The organism is Nocardiopsis sp. CNS-639 (assembly GCF_000381685.1).
Taxonomy (GTDB): Bacteria; Actinomycetota; Actinomycetes; order Streptosporangiales; family Streptosporangiaceae; genus Nocardiopsis; species Nocardiopsis dassonvillei.
Genome location: NZ_KB906863.1, coordinates 178,385 through 199,153, shown reverse-complemented (window position 1 = coordinate 199,153; position 20,769 = coordinate 178,385). Strand labels below are relative to the sequence as shown.

At 71.3% G+C, this 20,769-nt stretch carries 15 protein-coding genes and 1 tRNA gene; 7 read left to right on the top strand and 9 right to left on the bottom strand.

Features of this window, described 5'->3' with window-relative positions:
- The first annotated feature begins 355 nt into the window (after positions 1-355).
- Positions 356-2,014 carry a catalase gene (locus G011_RS0117090; RefSeq protein WP_019609548.1) on the top strand — a complete coding sequence of 553 codons (1,659 nt, stop codon included), beginning with the start codon at positions 356-358 and terminating at the stop codon, positions 2,012-2,014.
- Between the two features lie 10 nt (positions 2,015-2,024).
- Positions 2,025-2,492, top strand: a complete 468-nt coding sequence (locus tag G011_RS0117085; RefSeq protein WP_013151078.1) for a hypothetical protein — start codon at positions 2,025-2,027, stop codon at positions 2,490-2,492.
- A 259-nt stretch (positions 2,493-2,751) separates the two neighbouring features.
- Here the strand turns inward: G011_RS0117085 and G011_RS0117080 are convergent, their stop codons facing one another.
- A complete protein-coding gene (locus G011_RS0117080) occupies positions 2,752-3,216 on the bottom strand; it encodes a DUF4383 domain-containing protein (protein WP_026338388.1) in 465 nt (154 codons plus the stop codon).
- Positions 3,217-3,605: 389 nt separating this feature from the next.
- Here G011_RS0117080 and G011_RS0117075 point away from each other — a divergent pair, with 389 nt between their 5' ends.
- Together G011_RS0117075 and G011_RS33005 are read left to right on the top strand one after the other, a co-directional pair.
- Positions 3,606-5,405, top strand: a complete 1,800-nt coding sequence (locus tag G011_RS0117075) for a thiamine pyrophosphate-requiring protein (protein WP_019609546.1) — start codon at positions 3,606-3,608, stop codon at positions 5,403-5,405.
- 93 nt (positions 5,406-5,498) lie between these two features.
- Complete coding sequence (locus tag G011_RS33005; protein WP_369757375.1) at positions 5,499-5,819, top strand: hypothetical protein; 321 nt, start codon at positions 5,499-5,501, stop codon at positions 5,817-5,819.
- Here the strand turns inward: G011_RS33005 and G011_RS0117070 are convergent.
- Positions 5,746-7,116, bottom strand: a complete 1,371-nt coding sequence (locus G011_RS0117070; protein ID WP_026338387.1) for an MFS transporter — start codon at positions 7,114-7,116, stop codon at positions 5,746-5,748. The two genes, G011_RS33005 and G011_RS0117070, sit on opposite strands and share 74 nt — an antisense overlap.
- Before the next feature lie 526 nt (positions 7,117-7,642).
- On the opposite strand from G011_RS0117070, the gene G011_RS0117065 reads away from it, so the two are divergent.
- From G011_RS0117065 to G011_RS0117055, 3 genes are read left to right on the top strand one after another with little or no spacing between them, the layout of a single operon-like run.
- Positions 7,643-7,963 carry a trypco2 family protein gene (locus tag G011_RS0117065; RefSeq protein WP_019609544.1) on the top strand — a complete coding sequence of 107 codons (321 nt, stop codon included), beginning with the start codon at positions 7,643-7,645 and terminating at the stop codon, positions 7,961-7,963.
- Positions 7,963-10,518: a trypsin-like peptidase domain-containing protein gene (locus G011_RS0117060; RefSeq protein WP_019609543.1), complete on the top strand. Its 2,556-nt coding sequence runs from the start codon at positions 7,963-7,965 to the stop codon at positions 10,516-10,518. Before G011_RS0117065 ends, G011_RS0117060 begins: the two co-directional genes overlap by 1 nt.
- Positions 10,515-11,936: an extracellular solute-binding protein gene (locus G011_RS0117055; RefSeq protein ID WP_026338386.1), complete on the top strand. Its 1,422-nt coding sequence runs from the start codon at positions 10,515-10,517 to the stop codon at positions 11,934-11,936. The genes G011_RS0117060 and G011_RS0117055 overlap by 4 nt, the downstream gene beginning before the upstream one ends.
- A gap of 152 nt (positions 11,937-12,088) precedes the next feature.
- Here the strand turns inward: G011_RS0117055 and G011_RS0117050 are convergent, their stop codons facing one another.
- The 7 genes from G011_RS0117050 to recF all read right to left on the bottom strand — a co-directional run bounded on the left by G011_RS0117050 (position 12,089) and on the right by recF (position 20,692).
- Positions 12,089-12,439, bottom strand: coding sequence for a hypothetical protein (locus G011_RS0117050; RefSeq protein ID WP_019609541.1), 351 nt, complete (start codon positions 12,437-12,439; stop codon positions 12,089-12,091).
- Between the two features lie 262 nt (positions 12,440-12,701).
- A tRNA-Ile gene (locus G011_RS0117045) sits at positions 12,702-12,775 on the bottom strand.
- A gap of 182 nt (positions 12,776-12,957) precedes the next feature.
- Positions 12,958-13,716 carry a DUF3566 domain-containing protein gene (locus G011_RS0117040; protein ID WP_019609540.1) on the bottom strand — a complete coding sequence of 253 codons (759 nt, stop codon included), beginning with the start codon at positions 13,714-13,716 and terminating at the stop codon, positions 12,958-12,960.
- Between the two features lie 111 nt (positions 13,717-13,827).
- Positions 13,828-16,440, bottom strand: coding sequence for a DNA gyrase subunit A (gene gyrA / locus G011_RS0117035; RefSeq protein ID WP_026338385.1), 2,613 nt, complete (start codon positions 16,438-16,440; stop codon positions 13,828-13,830).
- Positions 16,441-16,601: 161 nt separating this feature from the next.
- Positions 16,602-18,539 (bottom strand): DNA topoisomerase (ATP-hydrolyzing) subunit B, encoded by a 1,938-nt coding sequence (gene gyrB / locus G011_RS0117030; RefSeq protein ID WP_013151066.1) that lies wholly within the window; start codon positions 18,537-18,539, stop codon positions 16,602-16,604.
- Between the two features lie 466 nt (positions 18,540-19,005).
- A complete protein-coding gene (locus G011_RS0117025; protein ID WP_174546430.1) occupies positions 19,006-19,479 on the bottom strand; it encodes a DUF721 domain-containing protein in 474 nt (157 codons plus the stop codon).
- 79 nt (positions 19,480-19,558) lie between these two features.
- Entirely contained in the window at positions 19,559-20,692 is a 1,134-nt protein-coding gene (gene recF, locus G011_RS0117020) for a DNA replication/repair protein RecF (protein ID WP_013151064.1), read from the bottom strand.
- Positions 20,693-20,769 lie beyond the last annotated feature (77 nt).

The window sequence follows — 20,769 nt, the reverse complement described above, 5'->3', positions numbered from 1 at the left end:
CGCCCCGGGCCCGGGGCCCGTCGATGGTCTCCAGGTCTGCCGCTACCCACGGACGAGGGGGAGCATGGGTCCGGATTCCCACCGTGCGCCGGGCGCGGCTCCGGGCGGCCGGGGACACGCCGCCCGTGGCGGTTCCATGGGGCTTTTGTGGCGCGGTCCGGAGGACGGGGTTTCACGTGAAACACCGAGGGAGGAGAGGGTCGAAAATCCCCCTTTCCGGACTTCCCCGGCGGGAGGAGGGTTGCGGTACTCCCTCCAGTTGGTAAGAACTTCCTCCGCCGTGCGTCCGAAGCCGCGGCGATGGGCAGGGGGCACCTGGACAGGGATCATGACGACGTGGTGGGGGACCAGTTCCATGACCGACGTATCCAGCCAGGGATCCGCGCCGGGAGACGACCGCGAGGTGCTCACGAACCGGCAGGGGCACCCGGTCTACGACAACCAGAACCAGCGCACGGTCGGCGAGCGGGGGCCCGCGACGCTGGAGAACTACCAGTTCCTGGAGAAGATCAGCCACTTCGACCGGGAGCGCATCCCGGAGCGGGTGGTGCACGCGCGCGGGGTGACCGCGTTCGGCTACTTCGAGTCCTACGGCGCGTGGGGCGACGAGCCGATCAGCCGCTACACGCGGGCCAAGCTCTTCCAGGGCAGGGGCAAGCGGACCGACATCGCGCTGCGCTTCTCGACCGTCATCGGCGGCAGGGACTCCTCGGAGTGCGCGCGCGACCCGCGCGGGTTCGCGATCAAGTTCTACACCGAGGACGGCAACTGGGACCTGGTGGGCAACAACCTCGCGGTGTTCTTCATCCGCGACGCCATCAAGTTCCCCGACGTGATCCACGCCCTCAAGCCGGACCCGGTGACCTTCCGCCAGGAGCCCAACCGCATCTTCGACTTCATGTCGCAGACCCCCGAGTGCATGCACATGCTGGTCAACCTGTTCAGCCCGCGCGGCATCCCGGCGGACTACCGGCACCAGCAGGGCTTCGGCGTCAACACCTACAAGTGGGTCAACGACGTGGGCGAGACCGTCCTGGTCAAGTACACCTGGATGCCCAAGCAGGGCGTGCGCAGCATGACCGAGGCCGACGCCGCCAACCTCCAGGCGGACGAGACCGGGCACGCGACCAAGGACCTGCACGAGGCCATCGACCGCGGCGATTACCCGGAGTGGGAGCTGCTCGTGCAGATGATGAGCGACGAGGAGCACCCCGAGCTCGACTTCGACCCGCTTGACGACACCAAGACCTGGCCGGAGCAGGACTTCCCGCCCAAGGCGGTGGGGCGGATCGTGCTCGACCGGAACGTGTCGGACAACTTCGCGGAGAACGAGCAGATCTCCTTCGGCACCGGCGTGCTCGTGGACGGCCTGGACTTCTCCGACGACAAGATGCTCGTCGGGCGCACCTTCTCCTACAGCGACACGCAGCGCTACCGGGTGGGGCCCAACTACCTCCAGCTGCCGGTGAACCAGGCCAAGAACGCCGACGTGCGCACCAACCAGCGCGACGGCCTGATGGCCTACCACCAGGACTCCGGGGGCGAGAACCCGCACGTCAACTACGAGCCGTCCATCAACGGCGGCCTGCGCGAGGGGCAGTACCCCACGCACGACGAGCAGGGGCCGGAGATCCGGGGTCGGATGACGCGCAAGCGCATCTCCCGCACCAACGACTACCAGCAGGCGGGGCAGCGGTACACGCTGATGGAGGAGTGGGAGCGCGACGACCTGGTGCGCAACTTCGTCGGGCAGCTCTCCCAGTGCGACCGGCCGATCCAGGAGAGGATGGTCTGGCACTTCCTCATGGTCGACGACGACCTGGGGCTGCGCGTCGGCGAGGGGCTGGGCATCGGTCCGGGCGACGTGGCGCACCTGGAGCCGCTGCGGAGCCAGACCCTGGACGAGGGGGAGCGCCAGCGCATGGCCAACCTGGGCAAGAACGGCCCCCGGGACGTGTCGGGGCTGACGATGACCCACTGCGTGCCCAACCAGCGGCACGTGGTGGAGCGCTGAGGCGGGCGTGATGGAACGGCTCGCACGGGCTCTCGCGCACACCTCGTCCGCCGTCGGCAGGGGGCTGCTGGCGGGAGTGGTCGGCACGGCGGCGATGACGGTCTCCAGCACCGTCGAGGCCAGGCTGCGCGGCAGGGGAGGCAGCACCTCGCCCGCCGACGCCGCCGGGAAGGTGCTCGGGGTGCGGCCGGAGGGCCCCTCCGGCGAGCAGCGGTTCAGCACCGCGGTGCACTGGGGCTACGGGGCCTCGTGGGGGGCGGTCCGCGGACTGCTGGGCGCCGCCGGGCTGCACGGGACCGCGGCGGCGGCCGCGCACCTGGCGCTGGTGTGGGGCGGTGAGCAGGTCGCCCTCCCGGCCACGGGCACGGCTCCCCCGGCCTGGAAGTGGGGCGCCGAGGAGGTCGGGGTGGACCTGCTGCACCACACGGTCTACGCCTGCGCCACGGGTGCCGCCTACGAGTGGCTCGACCGGCGCTGACCCGCGATCGTCCGGCCCCGGTCCCCGTTCGGGGGCCGGGGCCGGTCGCGTACGTGCCCGGTGCGGGCGCGGGGTCCGTTCTGGCGCACCGATCCGTTCGGGCGCACCCATGGTCTGGCCGGAAACGTTGCCGGTGCGAACCAGGAGGTCTCCTCCGTGATGATCTTGTACCTATGGCGAGGTTGGACGTTCGAGACTCGCTACAGGTACGAGATCGCGCTGGGCGGTGCCGGACCGGCGGACCCCTCCGGTCACCTCGTCAGCGCCTGTCCCGGTCGCGCCGGGAGGACGCCAGGATGATGCCGAGCGCGATCATGCTCAGCCCCAGGAAGAGGTGCAGCCAGTTGTCGGCGCTGTTGAGCGGCACGAAGTTCGCCGGGTCGTCGGACCCGACCAGCAGGCCGTAGAGCCACAGCACCAGGTAGATCACGCCACCGCCGAGGAGGAAGAACCGTGCCGTCCTAGCGGTGCGGGCCATCGCCACCCCGGCCACGCCGAAGGCCAGGTGGACCAGGTTGTGCAGGACGGACACCTGGAAGAGCCCCAGCAGCAGGGCCTCGGAGTGGTGGCCGACGAACTGCATCTGGTCGTAGTTGGTGGTCACGCCGGGGATGAAGCCGAGCACGCCCACCAGCAGGAAGACGATGCCGTAGATGAGCGCGGCGAGGCGGATCGGCTTTCCGGGAACCCTGGTCACGCCCTGGGTCGATGTCCTGTTGGACATGGTTACCTCCACGCGTGGTCACGTCCGTTTTCATAAGCCCCTGTGACGAAAGGGGCTGGTGGTGAACCATTACCCGATGTGATCCAAGTCACTCACCTTGACGGCGGCGACGTCCGCCGACCGCGGCCGCCGCACACCGCCGACCGGTCCCAGGCGCGAACGTCCGGCCCGCGACGCGGGGAGCGGTGGCCGGAGCGCGGGAGCGGGACGTGCGGGAACGCCGCCCGCGCGGTGAGTGCGGACGCGGGAGTCGGGGTAGTCGCGCCAGCGAGGCACTCCCGCGGTGGACCGGGGCCGCGAGCCGGTGGGGCGAGGCCCCCGCCCGCGGCGGACGCGGCGCCGCGGGAACGGTGCCGACCGACGGCGTCGAACCCGGGAGGGAAGCGGTCATGGCGGAACTGGTGTCCGACCACGTACTGAAGCGTCTGCGCGAGTGGGGGGTCGACCGCGTCTTCTCCTACGCGGGCGACGGCATCAACGGCCTGCTCGCCGCTTGGGAGCGGGCCGACGACCAGCCCCGCTTCATCCAGTCACGGCACGAGGAGCTGGCGGCCTTCGAGGCCACGGGGTACGCCAAGTTCTCCGGCCGGGTGGGGGTGTGCGCGGCCACGTCGGGTCCCGGCGCCATCCACCTGCTGAACGGCCTCTACGACGCCAAGCTCGACCACGTGCCGGTGGTGGCCATCCTCGGCCAGACCGCGCGCAGTGCGATGGGCGGCTCCTACCAGCAGGAGGTCGACCTGATGTCGCTGTACAAGGACGTGGCCAGCGACTACCTCCAGATGGTGACCGTCCCCGAGCAGCTGCCCAACGTGCTGGACCGGGCGATCCGGATCGCCGCGAGCAGGCGCACGGTCACGGCGGTCATCATCCCCGCCGACGTCCAGGACCTGGAGTACTCACCGCCCGAGCACGAGTTCAAGATGGTGCCCTCCAGCCTCGGCCTCCCCTCCCCGCGGTCCACGCCGTCCCCGGAGGGGCTCGCCGAGGCCGCCGAGATCCTCAACTCCGGTGAGCGCGTCGCCATGCTGGTCGGTCAGGGGGCCAGGGGAGCGGCGGACGCCGTCGTCGAGATGGCCGACAGGCTCGGCGCCGGGGTGGCCAAGGCGCTGCTGGGCAAGGACGTGCTCCCCGACGACCTGCCCTTCGTGACCGGGTCGATCGGACTGCTCGGCACCCGGCCCTCCTACGAGATGATGCGGGACTGCGACACCCTGCTCGTGGTGGGCTCCAGCTTCCCGTACAGCCAGTTCCTGCCCGAGTTCGACCAGGCGCGCGCCGTCCAGATCGACATCGACCCGACCATGGTCGGCATGCGCTACCCGTTCGAGTGCAACCTGGTCGGCGACTCCGCGCAGACGCTGCGGATGCTGCTGTCGCTCGTGGAGCGCAAGACCGACCGCTCCTGGAGGGAGAAGGTCGAGGACGACGTCGCGCGGTGGAGGCGGGTCCTCGAACGGCGCGCCCACGTGGACGCCGACCCGGTCAACCCCGAGCGCGTCTTCCACGAGCTGTCCCCGCTGCTGCCCGACGACGTGATGGTGACCGCGGACTCCGGTTCGGCGGCCAACTGGTACGCGCGCCACCTGGTGTTCCGGGAGGGCATGCGCGGAACGCTGTCGGGCACGCTGGCCACGATGTGCCCCGGCGTCCCCTACGCCACGGGGGCGAAGTTCGCCCACCCCGACAGGCCGGTGGTCGCGCTCGTGGGGGACGGCGCCATGCAGATGAGCGGCATCAACGAGCTGATCACCATCGGCCACTACTGGAGGGAGTGGGAGGACCCGCGGGTGGTCGTCGCCGTCCTCAACAACCGCGACCTCAACCAGGTGACCTGGGAGCTGCGCGCGATGGGCGGAGCGCCGCAGTTCCTCCCCTCGCAGCGGATCCCCGACTTCCCCTACGCCGGGTTCGCCGAGAGCATCGGCCTGAGGGGGATCAAGGTGGACGACCCCTCCGACGTGCGCGACGCCTGGCAGCGGGCGCTGTCGGCGGACCGGCCCTGCGTGGTCGAGTTCGTCACCGACCCCGCCGTCCCGCCGATCCCGCCGCACGCGACGCTCGACCAGATGGAGAGCGTGGCCAAGGCCCTGGCTAAGGGCGACCCCGAGGCGTGGTCCGTGGTCAAGCGGGGCGTCGTGTCCAAGGCGCAGGAGTTCCTGCCGGGAGACGGGCGGGGAGGCCGCTGACGCGGTAGCGGGGAGGGGGCGCACGATCCGGCCGTGGACGGAGGGGGACAGGGCGTGGCTCCGCCCATCGAGGACTACGCGCTTCTGGGTGGCATGCGGACGCCGGCGCTGGTCGGCGGGGACGGGAGCGTGGACCGGCTGTGCCCGCCAGGGTTCGACTCCGGCGCCCGCTTCGCCGCCCTGCTGGGCGGCGGGGCCCGGCGCGCCAGCGCGCGGAGACGCGGGGGCGGTGACCGCGTCCCGACCGCGGCGGGTCGACAAGGCGACGGAGCGACAAGGCGACGCGGCGACAAGGCGATAAGCGTCGGGGCGGCGGACCGGTCCGCCGCCCCGACTCCGCCTACTCGCCGACCGTGTTCGGCCTGGCGCCGTCCGCGTACAGGTCCACGCCCTTGGGCTCCTTCACCAGGGTGACCCCGAGGAAGGAGACCGCGCAGGCCACGACGATGTAGACGCCGATCGACCACGAGGCGCCGGTCTCGGTGAGCAGCAGCTCGGCGATCGTGGGCGCGAAGGCGCCGCCGAGGATCGCGCCGAGGGCGTATCCGATGGACACGCCGGAGTAGCGGACCTCGGCCGGGAACATCTCCGCGTACAGCGCCGACTGGGGGCCGTAGCTCAGGCCCAGGGTGAGCGTGAAGATGAAGACGCCCGCGAAGTACAGGTAGATGTTGCCGGTGTCGACCATGAACCACATGGGCACGGACCAGGCGGCCAGCAGCACGTAGCCGAGCTGGAAGGTCCGCACCCGGCCGAGCTTGTCGCTCAGGATGCCCCCGTAGAGCGTGGAGATGAGCCAGCCGAACGAGGCGAGGGTGGTCGCCAGGAGGACGGGGCCGCGGTCCATGCCGAGGCCGAACTCCTCGACCGGCCGGGAGGCGTAGGTCGCCAGGTAAGCGATGACGAGGTACCCGGCGGCGTTGTTGGCGATGAAGATCAGCGCGGAGAGGACGACCTCACGGGTGTGCTCGCGGAACAAGCGGCCCAGCGGGGCGGAGGTCTCGGCCTTGCGCGCCTGCATGAGCTTGAAGACCGGGGACTCCTCCACGGACTTGCGGATGAGGTGGCCGATGATGATCAGCAGGAAGGACAGGAGGAAGGGGATGCGCCAGCCCCACTCCAGGAACGCCTCCGGGCCGATGGCCGCCGTGATCACCCAGACGACGAAGGTCGCCAGGATCATGCCGCAGGGGACTCCGATCTGCGGGTAGGCGCCGAAGAAGCCGCGCTTGTCGACCGGCGCGTGCTCCACCGACATCAGTGCCGCGCCGCCCCACTCGCCGCCCGCGGAGAAGCCCTGGAGGATGCGCAGGATGATCAGCAGGACGGGCGCGGCCACACCGATCTGGGCGTAGGTGGGCAGCAGGCCGATCAGGCAGGTGGCGAGCCCCATCATGACCAGGGTCGCCACGAGCACGCGCTTGCGGCCGAACCTGTCTCCGAGGGCGCCCGCGACGATCGCGCCGAGCGGCCGGAAGAGGAAGGAGATGCCGATGGTCGCGAAGGACAGGACCTGGGCCAGCCCCGGGCTGTCCTCGGTCAGCGGCGACAGGAACAGGGGCGCGAGCACGAGGCCGGCGGCCTGCGCGTAGATGAAGAAGTCGTACCACTCGATGGTGGTGCCGACCATGGTCCCGGCGAGGACGCGCCGCCGCTCCCTGGTCTCGATCGCGCCGCCCGGCCCTGGGGCCGTCGAGTCGGAAGTTGCCATTGGTGCTCCGTATGTTCTCTACCGACCGGAGGTCGGATTCCGCTCGTGGGCTCCCGGTATCGGCAGTCACGGTGACAACCACCCATCCCTCCAGACGCACAAGCGACAGGAAGGACATGTCCGACACCGGACTGAGCCCCAGGACACCATGCCATGTGACTCAAGGCACTTTCTACACCGGGGCCTACTTTTCGCAGCTCGAAAGCTATGTCCTGACCGAACGGTCGGTTAGATGAATGGCACTGTCGGTGGCTCGCGGCTCGTGACCAGCCACGGCTCGGCGCCGGGCGGACGACATGTCGGCGGATCGACGAGTCGACATGGCGACGAATCCGTTTCGGGGCGGGAAGGGGCCGTGAACAGGGAGAAGCAGGGCGCTCCGTCCGAGAGCGGTCGTGTACGGCGAAAAACACCCGGTTAGCGACGGACCGGCGTGGAAAACTGACTACCACACCCGTTCTGTGACGTAGACCACGGCTCTGTTCCCGCCATCCCCATGACGAAACGCCCCCCAGGGAGACATCAGGTGCCCACCATCGGACTGTCCCAGGCCATCGACGAACTGCGCCGGGAGCTCGCCGCCGCGCGCCGGAAGGGGGAGGGCCACGAGATCGGCATCGAGATCGTCGAGGCCGAGGTCGAACTCCTCCTGGAGGCGCACCAGGAGGGAGCCGGGAAGGCCGGTGTGCGCTTCGGTGTGCTCTCCCTCAACGCCGAGGGCAAGGCCGGCCGCAAGGACACGCACCGGATCACGCTGAAGCTCGCCCTGACCGACGCGGACGGAAGGAAACTCGCGATCGCCTCTGATAGCGGAGCGGTCTGGGAGGACCGCAGGGACCTGGACTGATGGACCCGAGGTGTGTCGCGGACGTCCGCGTCGCCAGGGCCGGGGGCGCCTCCAGGGGAGGGACCGGCTACCTCGTCGGGCCCTCCCTCGTCCTCACCGCGGCCCATGTGCTCGACGGCCACGAGCGTGTCGACGTGCGCCTGGGAGCCGACCCGCCGAGCGGTTTCCTGCGGTGCTCCGTCGTCTGGTCGGACCGGGGCACGGACGTCGCCCTGCTGCGGCTGGAGGAGCCGCGGCCCCACCCCTCCGTGCGCTGGGGGAAGCTCTCGGCGGACGAACCGCAGCCGTACCGTTCGCTCGGCTACCCCGACCTCGCGGCCAACGACGGGGGCCGCGACCTGAAGGACCTGCGGGGGACCCTCAGCCCGTGGGACGGCATGGTCAGGAAGGACCTCCGGCTCGACGTCCAGCGGGAGTACGGCAACGACGTGTCGTGGAAGGGGGCCTCCGGCACCGCCGTGTTCGTCAGGGAACGGCTGGTGGGCGTCATCGTCGACCACGACCGGCGCAACGGGGACCTGATCGCCCGCCGGTCCACGCGGTTCGCCCGCGACAGGGACTTCCGGCGCCTGGTCGGGGAGGACGCGGGGGCGGAGCCGTGGCTCGTCCCGGTGGACCTCCCGCGCGCGGCGCGCAACACCGCCAGGCGTTTCGTCCGCGCCCGGCTCTCCTCCCTGCGCAGGCTTCCGCACACGCTCGCGGTGGCCGTCCGGGAACGGCGCGGTCACGGCACGCGGGCGGGGACGGCGGCCGTCCCCGCCCGGAGGAGCCGTGCCACGGCGGGGAGACGGGAGCGCCGTGGTGCCGGGCGACCGGTGTGGCCCCTGGCCGTCGCCGCCGTCGCGCTGCTCACCCTCGTCCCGAACGGCGTGTACTGGCTGCGGGCCAACGGCCACCTGGGGCTGGTCCTCCAGTGCGCCCCGCCCACCGAGCTCACCGTGCTCACCACCCCGGACCAGCACGCCGTCGTCCAGCGGGCCGCCGACGACTTCTCCGCCCACGTCGGCGGCCGGGACGAGAGGAGCGGCTGCGTGCCCGTGCGCGTCAGCGTCACCGTCGCGGGCGGGGCCGCGCGGACGCGCGAGCTGCTGCGCGAGGGGTGGACCGACCTGCGGGCGGGGCCCCGCCCGCACGTGTGGCTGCCGGACTCCAGCGCGGACGTCGCCCTGCTGCGCGGGGATCCGGGTGACGCGCCCGGCCTGGAGGCGGGGGAGGGGAGCGCCACCAGGCTCACACCCGTGGTGCTGGGGCTGCCCGAGTCCGCGGGCGACGTCCCCGCCTGTTCCGGGACCGACCCGGGCGGAGCGCGTTCGAACCTCGTCGTCTGCACGGCCGCGGCGGCGGAGGCCGGGCTCCTCCTGGCCCGCCCCTCACCGGAGGCCTCGGTCTCGGCGCTGATCCAGACCGAGGCCCTGTACTCCGCGTACGGGGACGGGGGCGCCGAGGAGATCCAGATCGCGGAGGCCCGCGCGACCTCGGCGGGACTCGACGCCGAGGGCAACCTCGGCCTGCTGTGCGCACTGCGCGGCGGGAGCGCCGACCCCGCCTCCGTCGGGGTGTTCAGCACCGAGTACGCGATCAACGCCTACAACACGGGCGGGCGGCTCGGCCCCGGGTGCGGGCCGACGGGCGAGGCGCCGGACGAGCCCCTGGTCCCCGTCTACTTCTCCGAGACGCCCGGCCTGGACCACCCGTTCGTACGGCTGGACTGGGGCGGCGACGGGGTCGAACGGGAGGTGGAGGCGTTCGGGGAGTGGATGCGACACCCCCGGGAGACAGCGGCCTTCCAGGGCTACCGGACGGTGGAGGGCGCCATGATCGGCGGGGATGCGGAGCGGTCCCTGATGGAGGTCACACACCTCAACTCGGCCCGGCAGGACGAGGAGTGGCGGGAGCGGTTGGAGTCCGGGCTGCGGCAGCAGGAGCGCTCCCGCACCCCGGTCGAGGTCCTGCTCGTGGTCGACCGCTCCGACTCCATGAGCGGCCCCGGCACGGGCGGCACCCGGCTGGCGACCGCGCAACAGCTGGCCCGGACCGCCGTCGGCCTCCTGGGGGAGCAGGACACCGTAGGGGTCTGGGCCTTCCCCGAGGGCGGACCGGGCAACGACGTCACCGGCCAGGAGCGCGTCCTGCCCCCGGAACCGGGCATGGACGCGCGCAGGGAGGAGTCGGCGCGCGAGGCGATCGACGCGCTGAGCGCCGAGTTCCCGGCCACCCCGCTGGCCGACGCCATCCGCGACGGCGCCAAGGAGCTGGAGTCCTGCGCCGACCGTCCGGGGGAGCCCGGCGCCTGCGCCCTGGTCGTCCTCACCGACGGCGTCGCCCTCCCCGAACCGCGCGGCGGCGCGCGGGCGGACGACGTGGCCGCCGTGCTGGAGAACCTCGACGAGCGCGTGCGGGTGCACGTGGTGTCCGTGGGCGACGAGGGGTGCGGCGGGGACGGGCTGCTCAGCCGGCTGGCGGGCGCGGGGGCCGAGTGCCACCACCCGCGCGCCGACGAACTCGAACAGGTCGTCTACGGCATCGTGGCCGGGACCAGGGCGGCGACGCCGTGAGGGCCCGCCCGAGGCCGCCGCGGCCGGTCGTGTGCGCGCTCCTGTCGCTCCTGCTGCTGGGCTCCGCCGCCTGCGACGCGCGGGGCGAAGGGGACGAACGGGTCCTGCGCGTCGCCCTCCCCGTGGACGTCACCGCCACGGAGGACACGGGCGGGGGCGGGGTGTACACGCGGCTCATCGAGCGCTGGGAGGCGGAGAACGAGGGGTGGGAGGTCGACGTCCGGTGGCTCTCGCCCCGGGCGGACGAGCAGCGCTCGCAGATGGTCGTGGCGATGCAGGCCGACCCGGCGGCCTACGACGTCCTCCTCCTCGACAACCAGTGGGTGCCGGAGTTCCACGAACGCGGCTGGCTGGCGGAGGTGGACACCGGCGGAGACGGCCCGCTGGCGTGGAACGGCTTCCTGGGCCGTGCCCGGGACGCGGTGTGCTACGAGGGCCGGGCGCGGGCGGTGCCGTTCCACATGGACGTGGGCCTGCTCTACTACCGCGCCGACCTGGTCGGCCCCGAGGAGGTCACCGCCCGGATCGAGGAGGACGGCTGGCGCGGGCTGCTCGGCCTCGCGGACGAGGTGCGCGACGAGCACGGCCTGGAGCACGGGTACACGGGCCAGTTCGGCGACTACGAGGGCCTGACCGTCAACGCCCTGGAGTTCGTCCTCGGCGGGCACCCCGGTCTGGAGGCGGACAGCCGGGGGACCTTCCACGGGTCGGACGGGGCGGACGGCGGCGGGGCGGAGGACGGCTGTGCCACGTCCGCCGGTGCGAGCGGCGAGTTCCAGGGCCTGGAGGTGCTGGAGGCGGGGCTGGAGCCCGGGGCCGGGGGCGTCATCCCGCGCGCGGCCCTGGAGGAGACCGAGACCGAGAGCCTGAACCGGTTCCGCGGCGGCGAGGTGGTGTTCATGCGCCACTGGCCCCGGGTCGTACCCCAGCTCCAGGCCGACTCCGAGAGCGCCGAGACGCTCCGGGAGGGGCTGCGCTGGGTCGGCTGGGCGGGGGAGGCCGAGGGCGGCGACCCCGCGTTCGGGGTGCTCCGGCTGCCCGCGGCCGTGCTCGGCGGCAACAGCCTGGCGGTCACCGGGGAGTCGCCGCACCGGGACGAGGCCTGGAGCCTGGTCGCGGCCATGACCGGGCAGGAGGTCCAGGCGGAGTTCCGGGAGGCCGGTCTGCTCCCCGCCCGCGGCAGCGGCTACCGGCTGAGCGACGCCGAGGACCGGGACGTGCGGTACTGGGAGGAGCTGCGCGACGCCGTCGGCGAGGGACTGCTGCGGCCGCGCACCCCCTACTACCCGTACGTGAGCGAGGTGCTGCGGGACCACGTGGACACGCAGATCCGCCCGGGCTCGACCGACCCGCACCCCGAGGACATGGTGTGCGAGCTCAACGCCGCGCTCGCCGGGAGGGTCAGCACGTGCGGCTGACGTCCCCGGGGCGGCAGGTCCCCGGGTCGACAGGTACATGAATCGACACGTGCACGAGTCGACACGTCGACCCGGAGCGTCTTCCCGGCTCGACCGGGCGCGGCAGCGGAGCCGGACGGCGCCCGTTCCGCCGACCGGTTCCGGGGCGGGCCCTACCGCCCGCCCCGGCCGTAGCCCTGGTTGATCTGGATCTGGAGCATGTTGCCGAGGTGGTGGTGCAGGCTGGCGGCGACCTCGCTGCCCTCGCCCCAGTCGACGACGCCGAACTTCATGCTGGGCGTCACCCTCATGTGCGTGCCCTGGGGATGGGGGAAGAGGTCGACGTACACGTTGAACCCCCACGTGAGCAGGCTCATGCCGGTGGAGAAGGCGTAGCGGTAACCGGCGCCGGGCACCGGGTTCCCCGGGCCCGAGGCCCCCTTGGTGCGCGACACGGAGTGGGGGAGCATGTTCCACACCTGGTCGATGTGGAACGGAAGCTGGTAGTCGAAGGTCGTGGCCACGCTTCTCCGTCCTCGCTCTGGAGGCCGCCCGCGTCCCGCGCTCCGGGCGGAGGTGACGGCGCCCTCCCGGTGCGCCGCATCCTACAGGCGCCCCCGACCGCACCAGGTCCCCGAGTCGACGGGTGCACGAGTCGACAGGTCGACAAGGCCCGTTGTCGACACGGGGACACGGCACCCGGCCGGGCCGCGCCTCGGGCGCCGACGACGCACGTGTGACGCGCGGACATGAGAAAAGGCCCCCCGTGGGGAGCCTTCTCGTGTGTGGGCGTACCAGGACTTGAACCTGGGGCCTCATCCTTATCAGGGATGCGCTCTAACCGACTGAGCTATACGCCCTTGCTGCGTGTGGAACTCTACCGCATCGGCGGGACCGGGGCGAACCGGTGATCCGGGGCGGACGCGAGGCGGGACGCGGCGCACGCGTCCCTTTCCACCTCCCATTTTACCCGGGTGCGGAAGTGCTCCGAACCAACGCGTGAGGGCCCGGCCCCAGCGGGGACCGGGCCCTCACGGCGGTGCTACTCGGCCTCGGACAGCGTCACGTCGATGCCGCCGACCAGGTCGGCGACGAGGTTGTACAGCATGGCGCCCACCGTGGACAGGGCGGTGATCAGCACGATGTTCAGCGCGCCGACCACGCCGGTGTACCCCAGGACGCGGCCCGGCGAGAACCAGGAGGCCGGGTCGAGGCCGAGCTCGTCCTCGGTCCCGTCGCCCTCCAGGAGCGCCGTGAGCATGTTGGTCAGTTCGTCGAAGACACCCAGCATCGACAGCGTCGCGTAGATCACCGCGATCGCCACGAACAGGATGATGAAGCACACCAGGGAGACGACGAAGCTGAACTTCATCACCGACCACGGCTCCACGCGGGAGACCGACAGGTGTGCCTTACGGCTGGACAGGCTGGCCTTCACGGCGCTCGGGCCCTCAGGCACCGAGGTCTTCGATTCGGACACTGGCGTTCCCCCCGCTTCGGCGCGGTCCTCCGCCACGGGTTCGGCCGGTCCGGCAGCGGTCTCGGACCCGGTGCCCGCCTTGTCGGCGGAGCCCTCGTCCTCGTCGCCGGGCTTGCTCCCCGACTCCTCGCCGGACTCCTCGGCCGTGCCGGCCTCGGTGGCGCCCGTCGCCGCCTCGGCCTTGTCGTCGACCTCGGTGGTCACGGCGGCCCCCGCTTCTGCCGTGTCCTTCTCGGTCGTCTCCACGTCCCCGTCCCGGGCGGTCTCAGCCGTGTCCGGGTCGGTTTCGTTCGTGGTGGTGTTCCGCTGGTTGTCAGACATAGAAACGTTACCGCTGGACTTTCCTTGAGAACGGGTGATTGGCGCGACCAGGGTGTCCGCGGGGTCCGCGCAAAACGAACCCCGCGGCCCATATGGGGCCTAACGCGAAGTCTAGGCCTCCGGGTTGCCTTCGGCGTTCGCGTTCACGTCCTCGGCCGTGTCGGCGGCCGCTTCACCCGCGTTCTCGGCCGTCTCGACGGCCTCCTCCTCGGCGGCCTCGGCGTTGCGCGCCACGGCCACGATCTTGTTGCCCTTGGCCAGGTTCATCAGCCGGACGCCCATGGTCGTGCGGCCGGACCGCTTGACCTCGTCGGCACCGGTGCGGATGACACCGCCCGCGGAGGTGATCGCGAAGACCTCGTCCACCTCGGGGTCGATCATCAGGGCGCCGACCAGCTTGCCGCGGGCCTCCACCACCTTGGCCGTCAGCACGCCCTTGCCGCCGCGGTTCTGCACCGGGTACTGGTCGGACGGGGTGCGCTTGGCGTAGCCGTTCTCGGTGGTGACCAGGACGTCCGTGGAGCCGTCGCCGGGCCGGATGACGTCCATGCTCAGCAGGTAGTCGTCCTCCAGGAACCGCATACCGATCACGCCGCTGGTGGCGCGGCCCATGGGGCGCAGCGACTCGTCGGAGGCCGGGAACCGGATCGCCTGGGCGTCGCTGGAGATCAGCAGCAGGTCGTCGTCGGGGAAGACCAGCCGGGCGGCGATCAGCTCGTCGCCCTCGCGCAGGTTGATCGCGATGATGCCCGCCGCGCGCGCCGAGTCGAAGTCCTCCAGACGGGACTTCTTGACCAGGCCCTCACGGGTGGCGAGCACCAGGTACGGGGCGGCCTCGTAGTCGCGCAGCGCCATGATCTGCGCGATCTCCTCGCCCGGCTGGAAGGGGAGCAGGTTCGCCACGTGCTGGCCGCGCGCGTCGCGGGCGGCCTCGGGCAGCTCATAGGCCTTCGTGCGGTACACCCGGCCCTGGTTGGTGAAGCACAGGATCCAGTTGTGGGTGGTGGTGACGAAGAAGTGCTGGACGATGTCGTCCTGCTTGAGCTGGGCCCCGCGCACGCCCTTGCCGCCGCGCTTCTGGGCGCGGTAGTTGTCGATGCGCGTGCGCTTGGCGTATCCACCGCGGGAGATCGTGACGACCACGTCCTCCTCGGCGATGAAGTCCTCCATGCGCATGTCACCCTCGAAGGGGATGATGTGCGTGCGCCGCTCGTCGCCGTACTTCTCCACGATCTCGCCGAGCTCCTCGCGGATGATGCTCCGCTGGCGCGTGTCCGATTCGAGGATGTCGTTGTAGTCGGCGATCTGCGCCATGAGCTCGTCGTACTCGGCCGTCAGGGCGTTGCGCTCCAGGGCGGCGAGCTTGCGCAGCTGCATGTCGAGGATGGCGCGGGCCTGGATGTCGTCGATCTCCAGCAGGTCCATCAGGCCGGTGCGGGCCTGGTCCGCGGAGGCGCTGGCCCGGATGAGGTTGATGACCTCGTCGATGCGGTCCATGGCCCGCAGCAGCGCGCGCAGGATGTGCGCCCGCTCCTCGGCCTTGCGTAGCAGGTACCGGGTCCGGCGGACGATGACCTCGACCTGGTGCTTGACCCAGTGCCGGATCATCTGGTCCAGGCGCAGGGTGCGCGGCACCCCGTCGACCAGCGCGAGCATGTTCGCGCCGAAGGTCTCCTGGAGCTGGGTGTGCTTGTAGAGGTTGTTCAGCACGACCTTGGCGACGGCGTCGCGCTTGAGCACGATGACCAGGCGCTGTCCGGTGCGGCCGCTGCTCTCGTCGCGCACGTCGGCGATGCCGGTGATCTTGCCGTCCTTGACCAGGTCGGCGATCTTGAGCGCGAGGTTGTCCGGGTTGACCTGGTAGGGCAGCTCGGTGACGACCAGGGTCTGGCGGCCCCGCTTGTCCTCCTCCACCTCGACCACGGCGCGCATGGTGATGGAGCCGCGACCGGTCCGGTACGCCTCCTCGATGCCGCGCTTGCCGACGATGAGCCCGCGGGTGGGGAAGTCGGGGCCCTTGACGCGCGCGATGAGCGCGTCGAGCAGCTCCTCGTCCTGCGCCTCGGGGTTGTCGAGGTACCAGTTGACGCCGTCGGCGACCTCGCGCAGGTTGTGCGGCGGGATGTTGGTGGCCATACCGACCGCGATGCCCGAGGAGCCGTTGACCAGCAGGTTCGGGAAGCGGGCGGGCAGCACGACGGGCTCGGAGGAGCGGCCGTCGTAGTTGGGCCGGAAGTCGACGGTGTCCTTGTCGATGTCCCGGAGCATCTCCATGGCCAGCGGCGCGAGCTTGCACTCGGTGTAGCGCATGGCGGCGGCCGGGTCGTTGCCCGCCGAGCCGAAGTTGCCGTTGGGGTCGACCAGCGGCATCCGCATGGACCACCACTGCGCCAGGCGCACCAGGGTGTCGTAGATGGCGCTGTCACCGTGCGGGTGGTAGTTGCCCATGACGTCGCCGACGACGCGGGCGCACTTGAAGTAGCCGCGATCGGGGCGGTAGCCGCCGTCGTACATCGCGTAGAGCACGCGCTGGTGGACCGGCTTGAGGCCGTCGCGCACGTCGGGCAGGGCGCGGCCGACGATGACGGACATCGCGTAGTCGAGGTAGCTGCGCTGCATCTCGACCTGGATGTCGACGGGCTCGATCCGGTCGGTCACGCGCGGCGGGGCCTCCACAGTGGAGTCCCCGCCCTCAGGGGCGTCGGGGTTGTTCGCATCCGTCACGGATGTCGGTCCCTTCTACGAAGCTTGCTTGAGCACGGGTGGGAGCGGGGCCCGGGTCCTCGGGGCCCAGGCTGTGCCTCTCGGAGCGGCCTCAGCTCGCGGGGGCCGGTTCGGGCGTCCGAACACGGACCGAAGCGGAGCGGAGGTCCGGAAGACACCGCCTAGATGTCCAGGAAGCGGACGTCCTTGGCGTTGCGCTGGATGAAGGCGCGCCGCGACTCGACGTCCTCACCCATGAGCACGCTGAACAGTTCGTCGGCCTGGGCCGCGTCCTCCAGGCTGACCTGGAGCAGGACACGGCGGTCCGGGTCCATCGTGGTGTCCCACAGCTCGTTGGCGTTCATCTCGCCCAGACCCTTGAAGCGCTGCACCATGTCGCGCGGGCGCGGGTCCCTCTTGCCCTGGGCGATCCCGGCCTCGATGACCCGGTCGCGCTCGGCGTCGGAGAAGGCGTAGCTGGCGTCGCTGCCCTTCTGGTCCCACTTGATCTTGTACAGCGGCGGCGCGGCCAGGTAGACGTTCCCGGCCTCGACCAGCGGCTTCATGAAGCGGAACAGCAGGGTGAGCAGCAGCGTGCGGATGTGCTGGCCGTCGACGTCGGCGTCGGCCATCAGGATGACCTTGTGGTACCGCAGCTTCTCGGCGTCGAACTCCTCGTGGATGCCGGTGCCCAGGGCGGTGATGATCGCCTGGACCTCCGCGTTCTTGAGGATGCGGTCGATGCGCGACTTCTCGACGTTCAGGATCTTGCCCCGGATGGGCAGGATGGCCTGGTTGTGCGGGTTGCGGCCGCCCTTGGCGGAGCCGCCGGCCGAGTCGCCCTCGACGATGTAGACCTCGCACTCCTCCGGGTTGGTGGACTGGCAGTCCGACAGCTTGCCCGGGAGGGAGGTGGTCTCCAGCAGCGTCTTGCGGCGGGTCAGGTCGCGGGCCTGGCGGGCGGCCACGCGCGCGCGGGCGGCCTGGCTGGCCTTGGACACGATGTCCTTGGCCTCGCCGGGGTTGCGCTCGAACCAGTCGCGCAGGTGCTCGTTGGTGACCTTCTGGACGAAGGACTTGGCCTCGGTGTTGCCCAGCTTGGTCTTGGTCTGGCCCTCGAACTGCGGGTCGGCCAGCTTGACCGAGATGATGGCGGTCAGACCCTCGCGGATGTCGTCGCCGGTGAGGTTGTCGTCCTTCTCGCGCAGCAGCTTCTGGTCGCGGGCGTACCGGTTGACCAGGGTGGTCAGCGCGGAGCGGAAGCCCTCCTCGTGCGTGCCGCCCTCAGCCGTGTTGATGGTGTTGGCGAAGGTGTGCACGGAGGAGGTGTAGGACTGGTTCCACTGCATGGCGATCTCGACCGAGATCCCCTCGCCCTCCTCCTCGAAGGAGATGATCGACGCGTGCGCCGGCTCCTTCTTGGCGTTGATGTGGCGGACGTAGTCCGACAGCCCCTCGTCGTAGTGGAAGGTGTTGACCGTCGGTCCGCCGTCGGTGTGCTCGGGCCGCTCGTCGCGGATGGTGATGGACAGCCCCTTGTTGAGGAAGGCCATCTCCTGCATGCGGCGGGCGAGCGTCTCGAAGGAGAACGTGGTGGTCTCGAAGATGTCGCCGTCCGGCCAGAAGGTGATCTGGGTGCCGGTCTCGTCGGTGCTCTCGCCCTTGACGAGTTCGCCGGTGGGCGCGGTCATCTCGTAGCGCTGGCGCCACACGTGCCCGTGGAGGCGGATCTCCACCTCCAGCGCGGTGGACAGCGCGTTGACGACGGAGACGCCGACGCCGTGCAGACCGCCGGAGACCGCGTAGGACTTGCCGTCGAACTTGCCGCCCGCGTGCAGCGTGGTGAGGACGACCTCGACGGCGGGGCGCTTCTCCACCGGGTGGAGGTCGGTGGGGATGCCGCGGCCGTTGTCGGCCACGCACACGCCGCCGTCGGCCAGCAGGGTCACCTCGATGGCGTCGGCGTGTCCCGCCAGCGCCTCGTCGACGGAGTTGTCGACCACCTCGTAGACCAGGTGGTGCAGGCCCCGCTCCCCTGTGGAACCGATGTACATTCCGGGGCGCTTGCGGACCGCCTCAAGCCCCTCCAGAACCGTGATTGAACCTGCGTCGTAGGCCAAGTGGGAACACCCTCCTGCTGGGGACGCCTGCCGACCGCGGCCGAGCGGCGACGGTCACCCGTGACACGGTGATCGGGAGGGTCTGCGTGCCGCGACACCTGGGGGATCACCGTTCGCCACAGGGGCCGTCCGCCCACCCTCTTCTGGGGGCGTGGGACCGGCTACAGGCGTCTGAAGAACCGTCTCCATGATACCCCGCACGGTGCGACAAAGTGGCATTGGCGGCCCTGTGCCGCCTCACAACGAACGTTCAGGGAGGGAGACGACTCCCTACACGCGGGAGGGGCTGCGCGCAAGTCCCGGTGCGGTTGAGTGGCGCCTGCGGCGACCGGCGGCCCCGACGCGGCCCGCACCCCTCCCCGGTCGCGCCGGACATCCTCCGGAACGGCGTTCACCTGGGGATATCCACAAGACGCGAAAGGGGAGGAAAGGGATGCCCCGGTACCGCGGCCCGGGCGGGCGCGCCTCAGCGGCGCCGGAAACCGGGTCCTCGGACCTTGATGGCGACGACCGTGCCGTCACCCAGCTCCTCGTTGAGACGGCGCATGAGATCGCGCACCATCGCTCGCGCGTGGGCCGCCATGGTGGGCGAATCGGCCACCACGACCAGCTCCCCGTCCGAATAGCTCTCCGGACGCAGGTGTTCTGCGTTGAAATCGCCCACGATATCCGCCCAGCGGCCGAACACGCCGCCGATGGCCACCTGCTCCTGCCAGCCGTGCTCGATCAGCCACGTGCGCACGGCCTCACCGAACATCTGGGGCTCGTTGCGTGACCGCAACCGGCCACGCCGACGCGAGCGCTGGAGGCCTCGGGGCACCGCACCTCGGTCCTTGGCCTCGGCCCGGGCGCGCGCGAGCGCCTGGCGGGCCAGGTCGGCCCCCGTCGGGGCGGGGGGAGCCGACGGCCCCGGCTCCGACGGACGCCGCGCCCCGTCCACAGGCTGTGGACGCAGGCCTCCGCCGCCGTGGTCGGCCGCGCCGGAGGCCGATCCCCGGTCCACAGGGTGTGGATAACGCTCACTCACCCGCGACGCCCCCCTCGCGCACGCCGAACCGGGCCCCGTCCAGCTCCTTGGGGATGTCCTCGGGCACGGCCGCGGTCACCAGGACCTGTTCAGCGTCGCCGACGCGCTCGGCCAGCCTGCGGCGGCGCTCGCTGTCCAGCTCGGCGAACACGTCGTCCAGGATCAGCACCGGGTCGTCGCCGTCGGAGCGCAGCAGGTCGAAGGCGGCCAGCTTGAGCGAGAGGGCGTACGACCAGGACTCGCCCTGGCTGGCGTAGCCCTTGGCGGGCATCCCGCCCAGTCGCAGGACCAGGTCGTCGCGGTGCGGGCCCACCAGGCTGACGCCGCGCTGGAGCTCGCGGTCGCGGGCCTCGGCCATGGCCGCGCGCAGGGTTTCCACAAGCTGTGGACGGCCGGTCGGCGGTTCGACCCCCTCGGGGACCGCGCCGCTGCGGTAGTCGGGGACGGCCGGGCCCCCGGAGTCGGTCAGCCCGGCGTAGGCCTCGGCGATCCTCGGGCGCAGCTCCTCCACCAGCTCCAGCCGCGCCGCCAGCAGCTCCGCGCCCGTCTCCGCCAGGTGGGAGTCCCACACCTCCAGCGTGCTCAGGTCGGGCGCCGAGCGCTGGCGGAACATCCGGCCGGAGGCCGACTTGAGCAGGGCGTTGCGCTGCTTGAGCACCCGGTCGTAGTCCGAGCGCACGCCCGCCATCCGGGGCGCGCGCGCCACCAGCAGGTCGTCCAGGAACCGGCGCCGCTCGCCGGGGTCGCCCTTGACCAGGGCCAGGTCCTCCGGGGCGAAGAGCACGGTGCGCAGGATCCCCAGGACCTCGCGCGGACGGCCCGCGGGCGCCTGGTTGATCCGGGCCCGGTTGGCCCTGCCGGGGTTGAGCTCCAGGTCCACGACCATGGACCGCTCGTCGCGCACCACCTTGGCCCGGACGATCGCGCGGGGGGCTCCCTGGCGGACCAGCGGGGTGTCGGAGGAGACCCGGTGGCTGCCGAGGGTGGCCACGTAGCCGATCGCCTCGACCAGGTTGGTCTTGCCCTGGCCGTTGGCGCCGACGAACACGCTCACACCGGGGCCCATCTCCACGAGGGCCTCACGGTAGGACCGGAAGTCGGCCAGTTGCAGGTGGGATACGTACATCCGGCCTTCCTCCTGGGGCGGCGGCGGTCGGGGGAAGGGGTCGCTCCCGGGGACGGCCCGTGGGCTGCGTCCCCGGG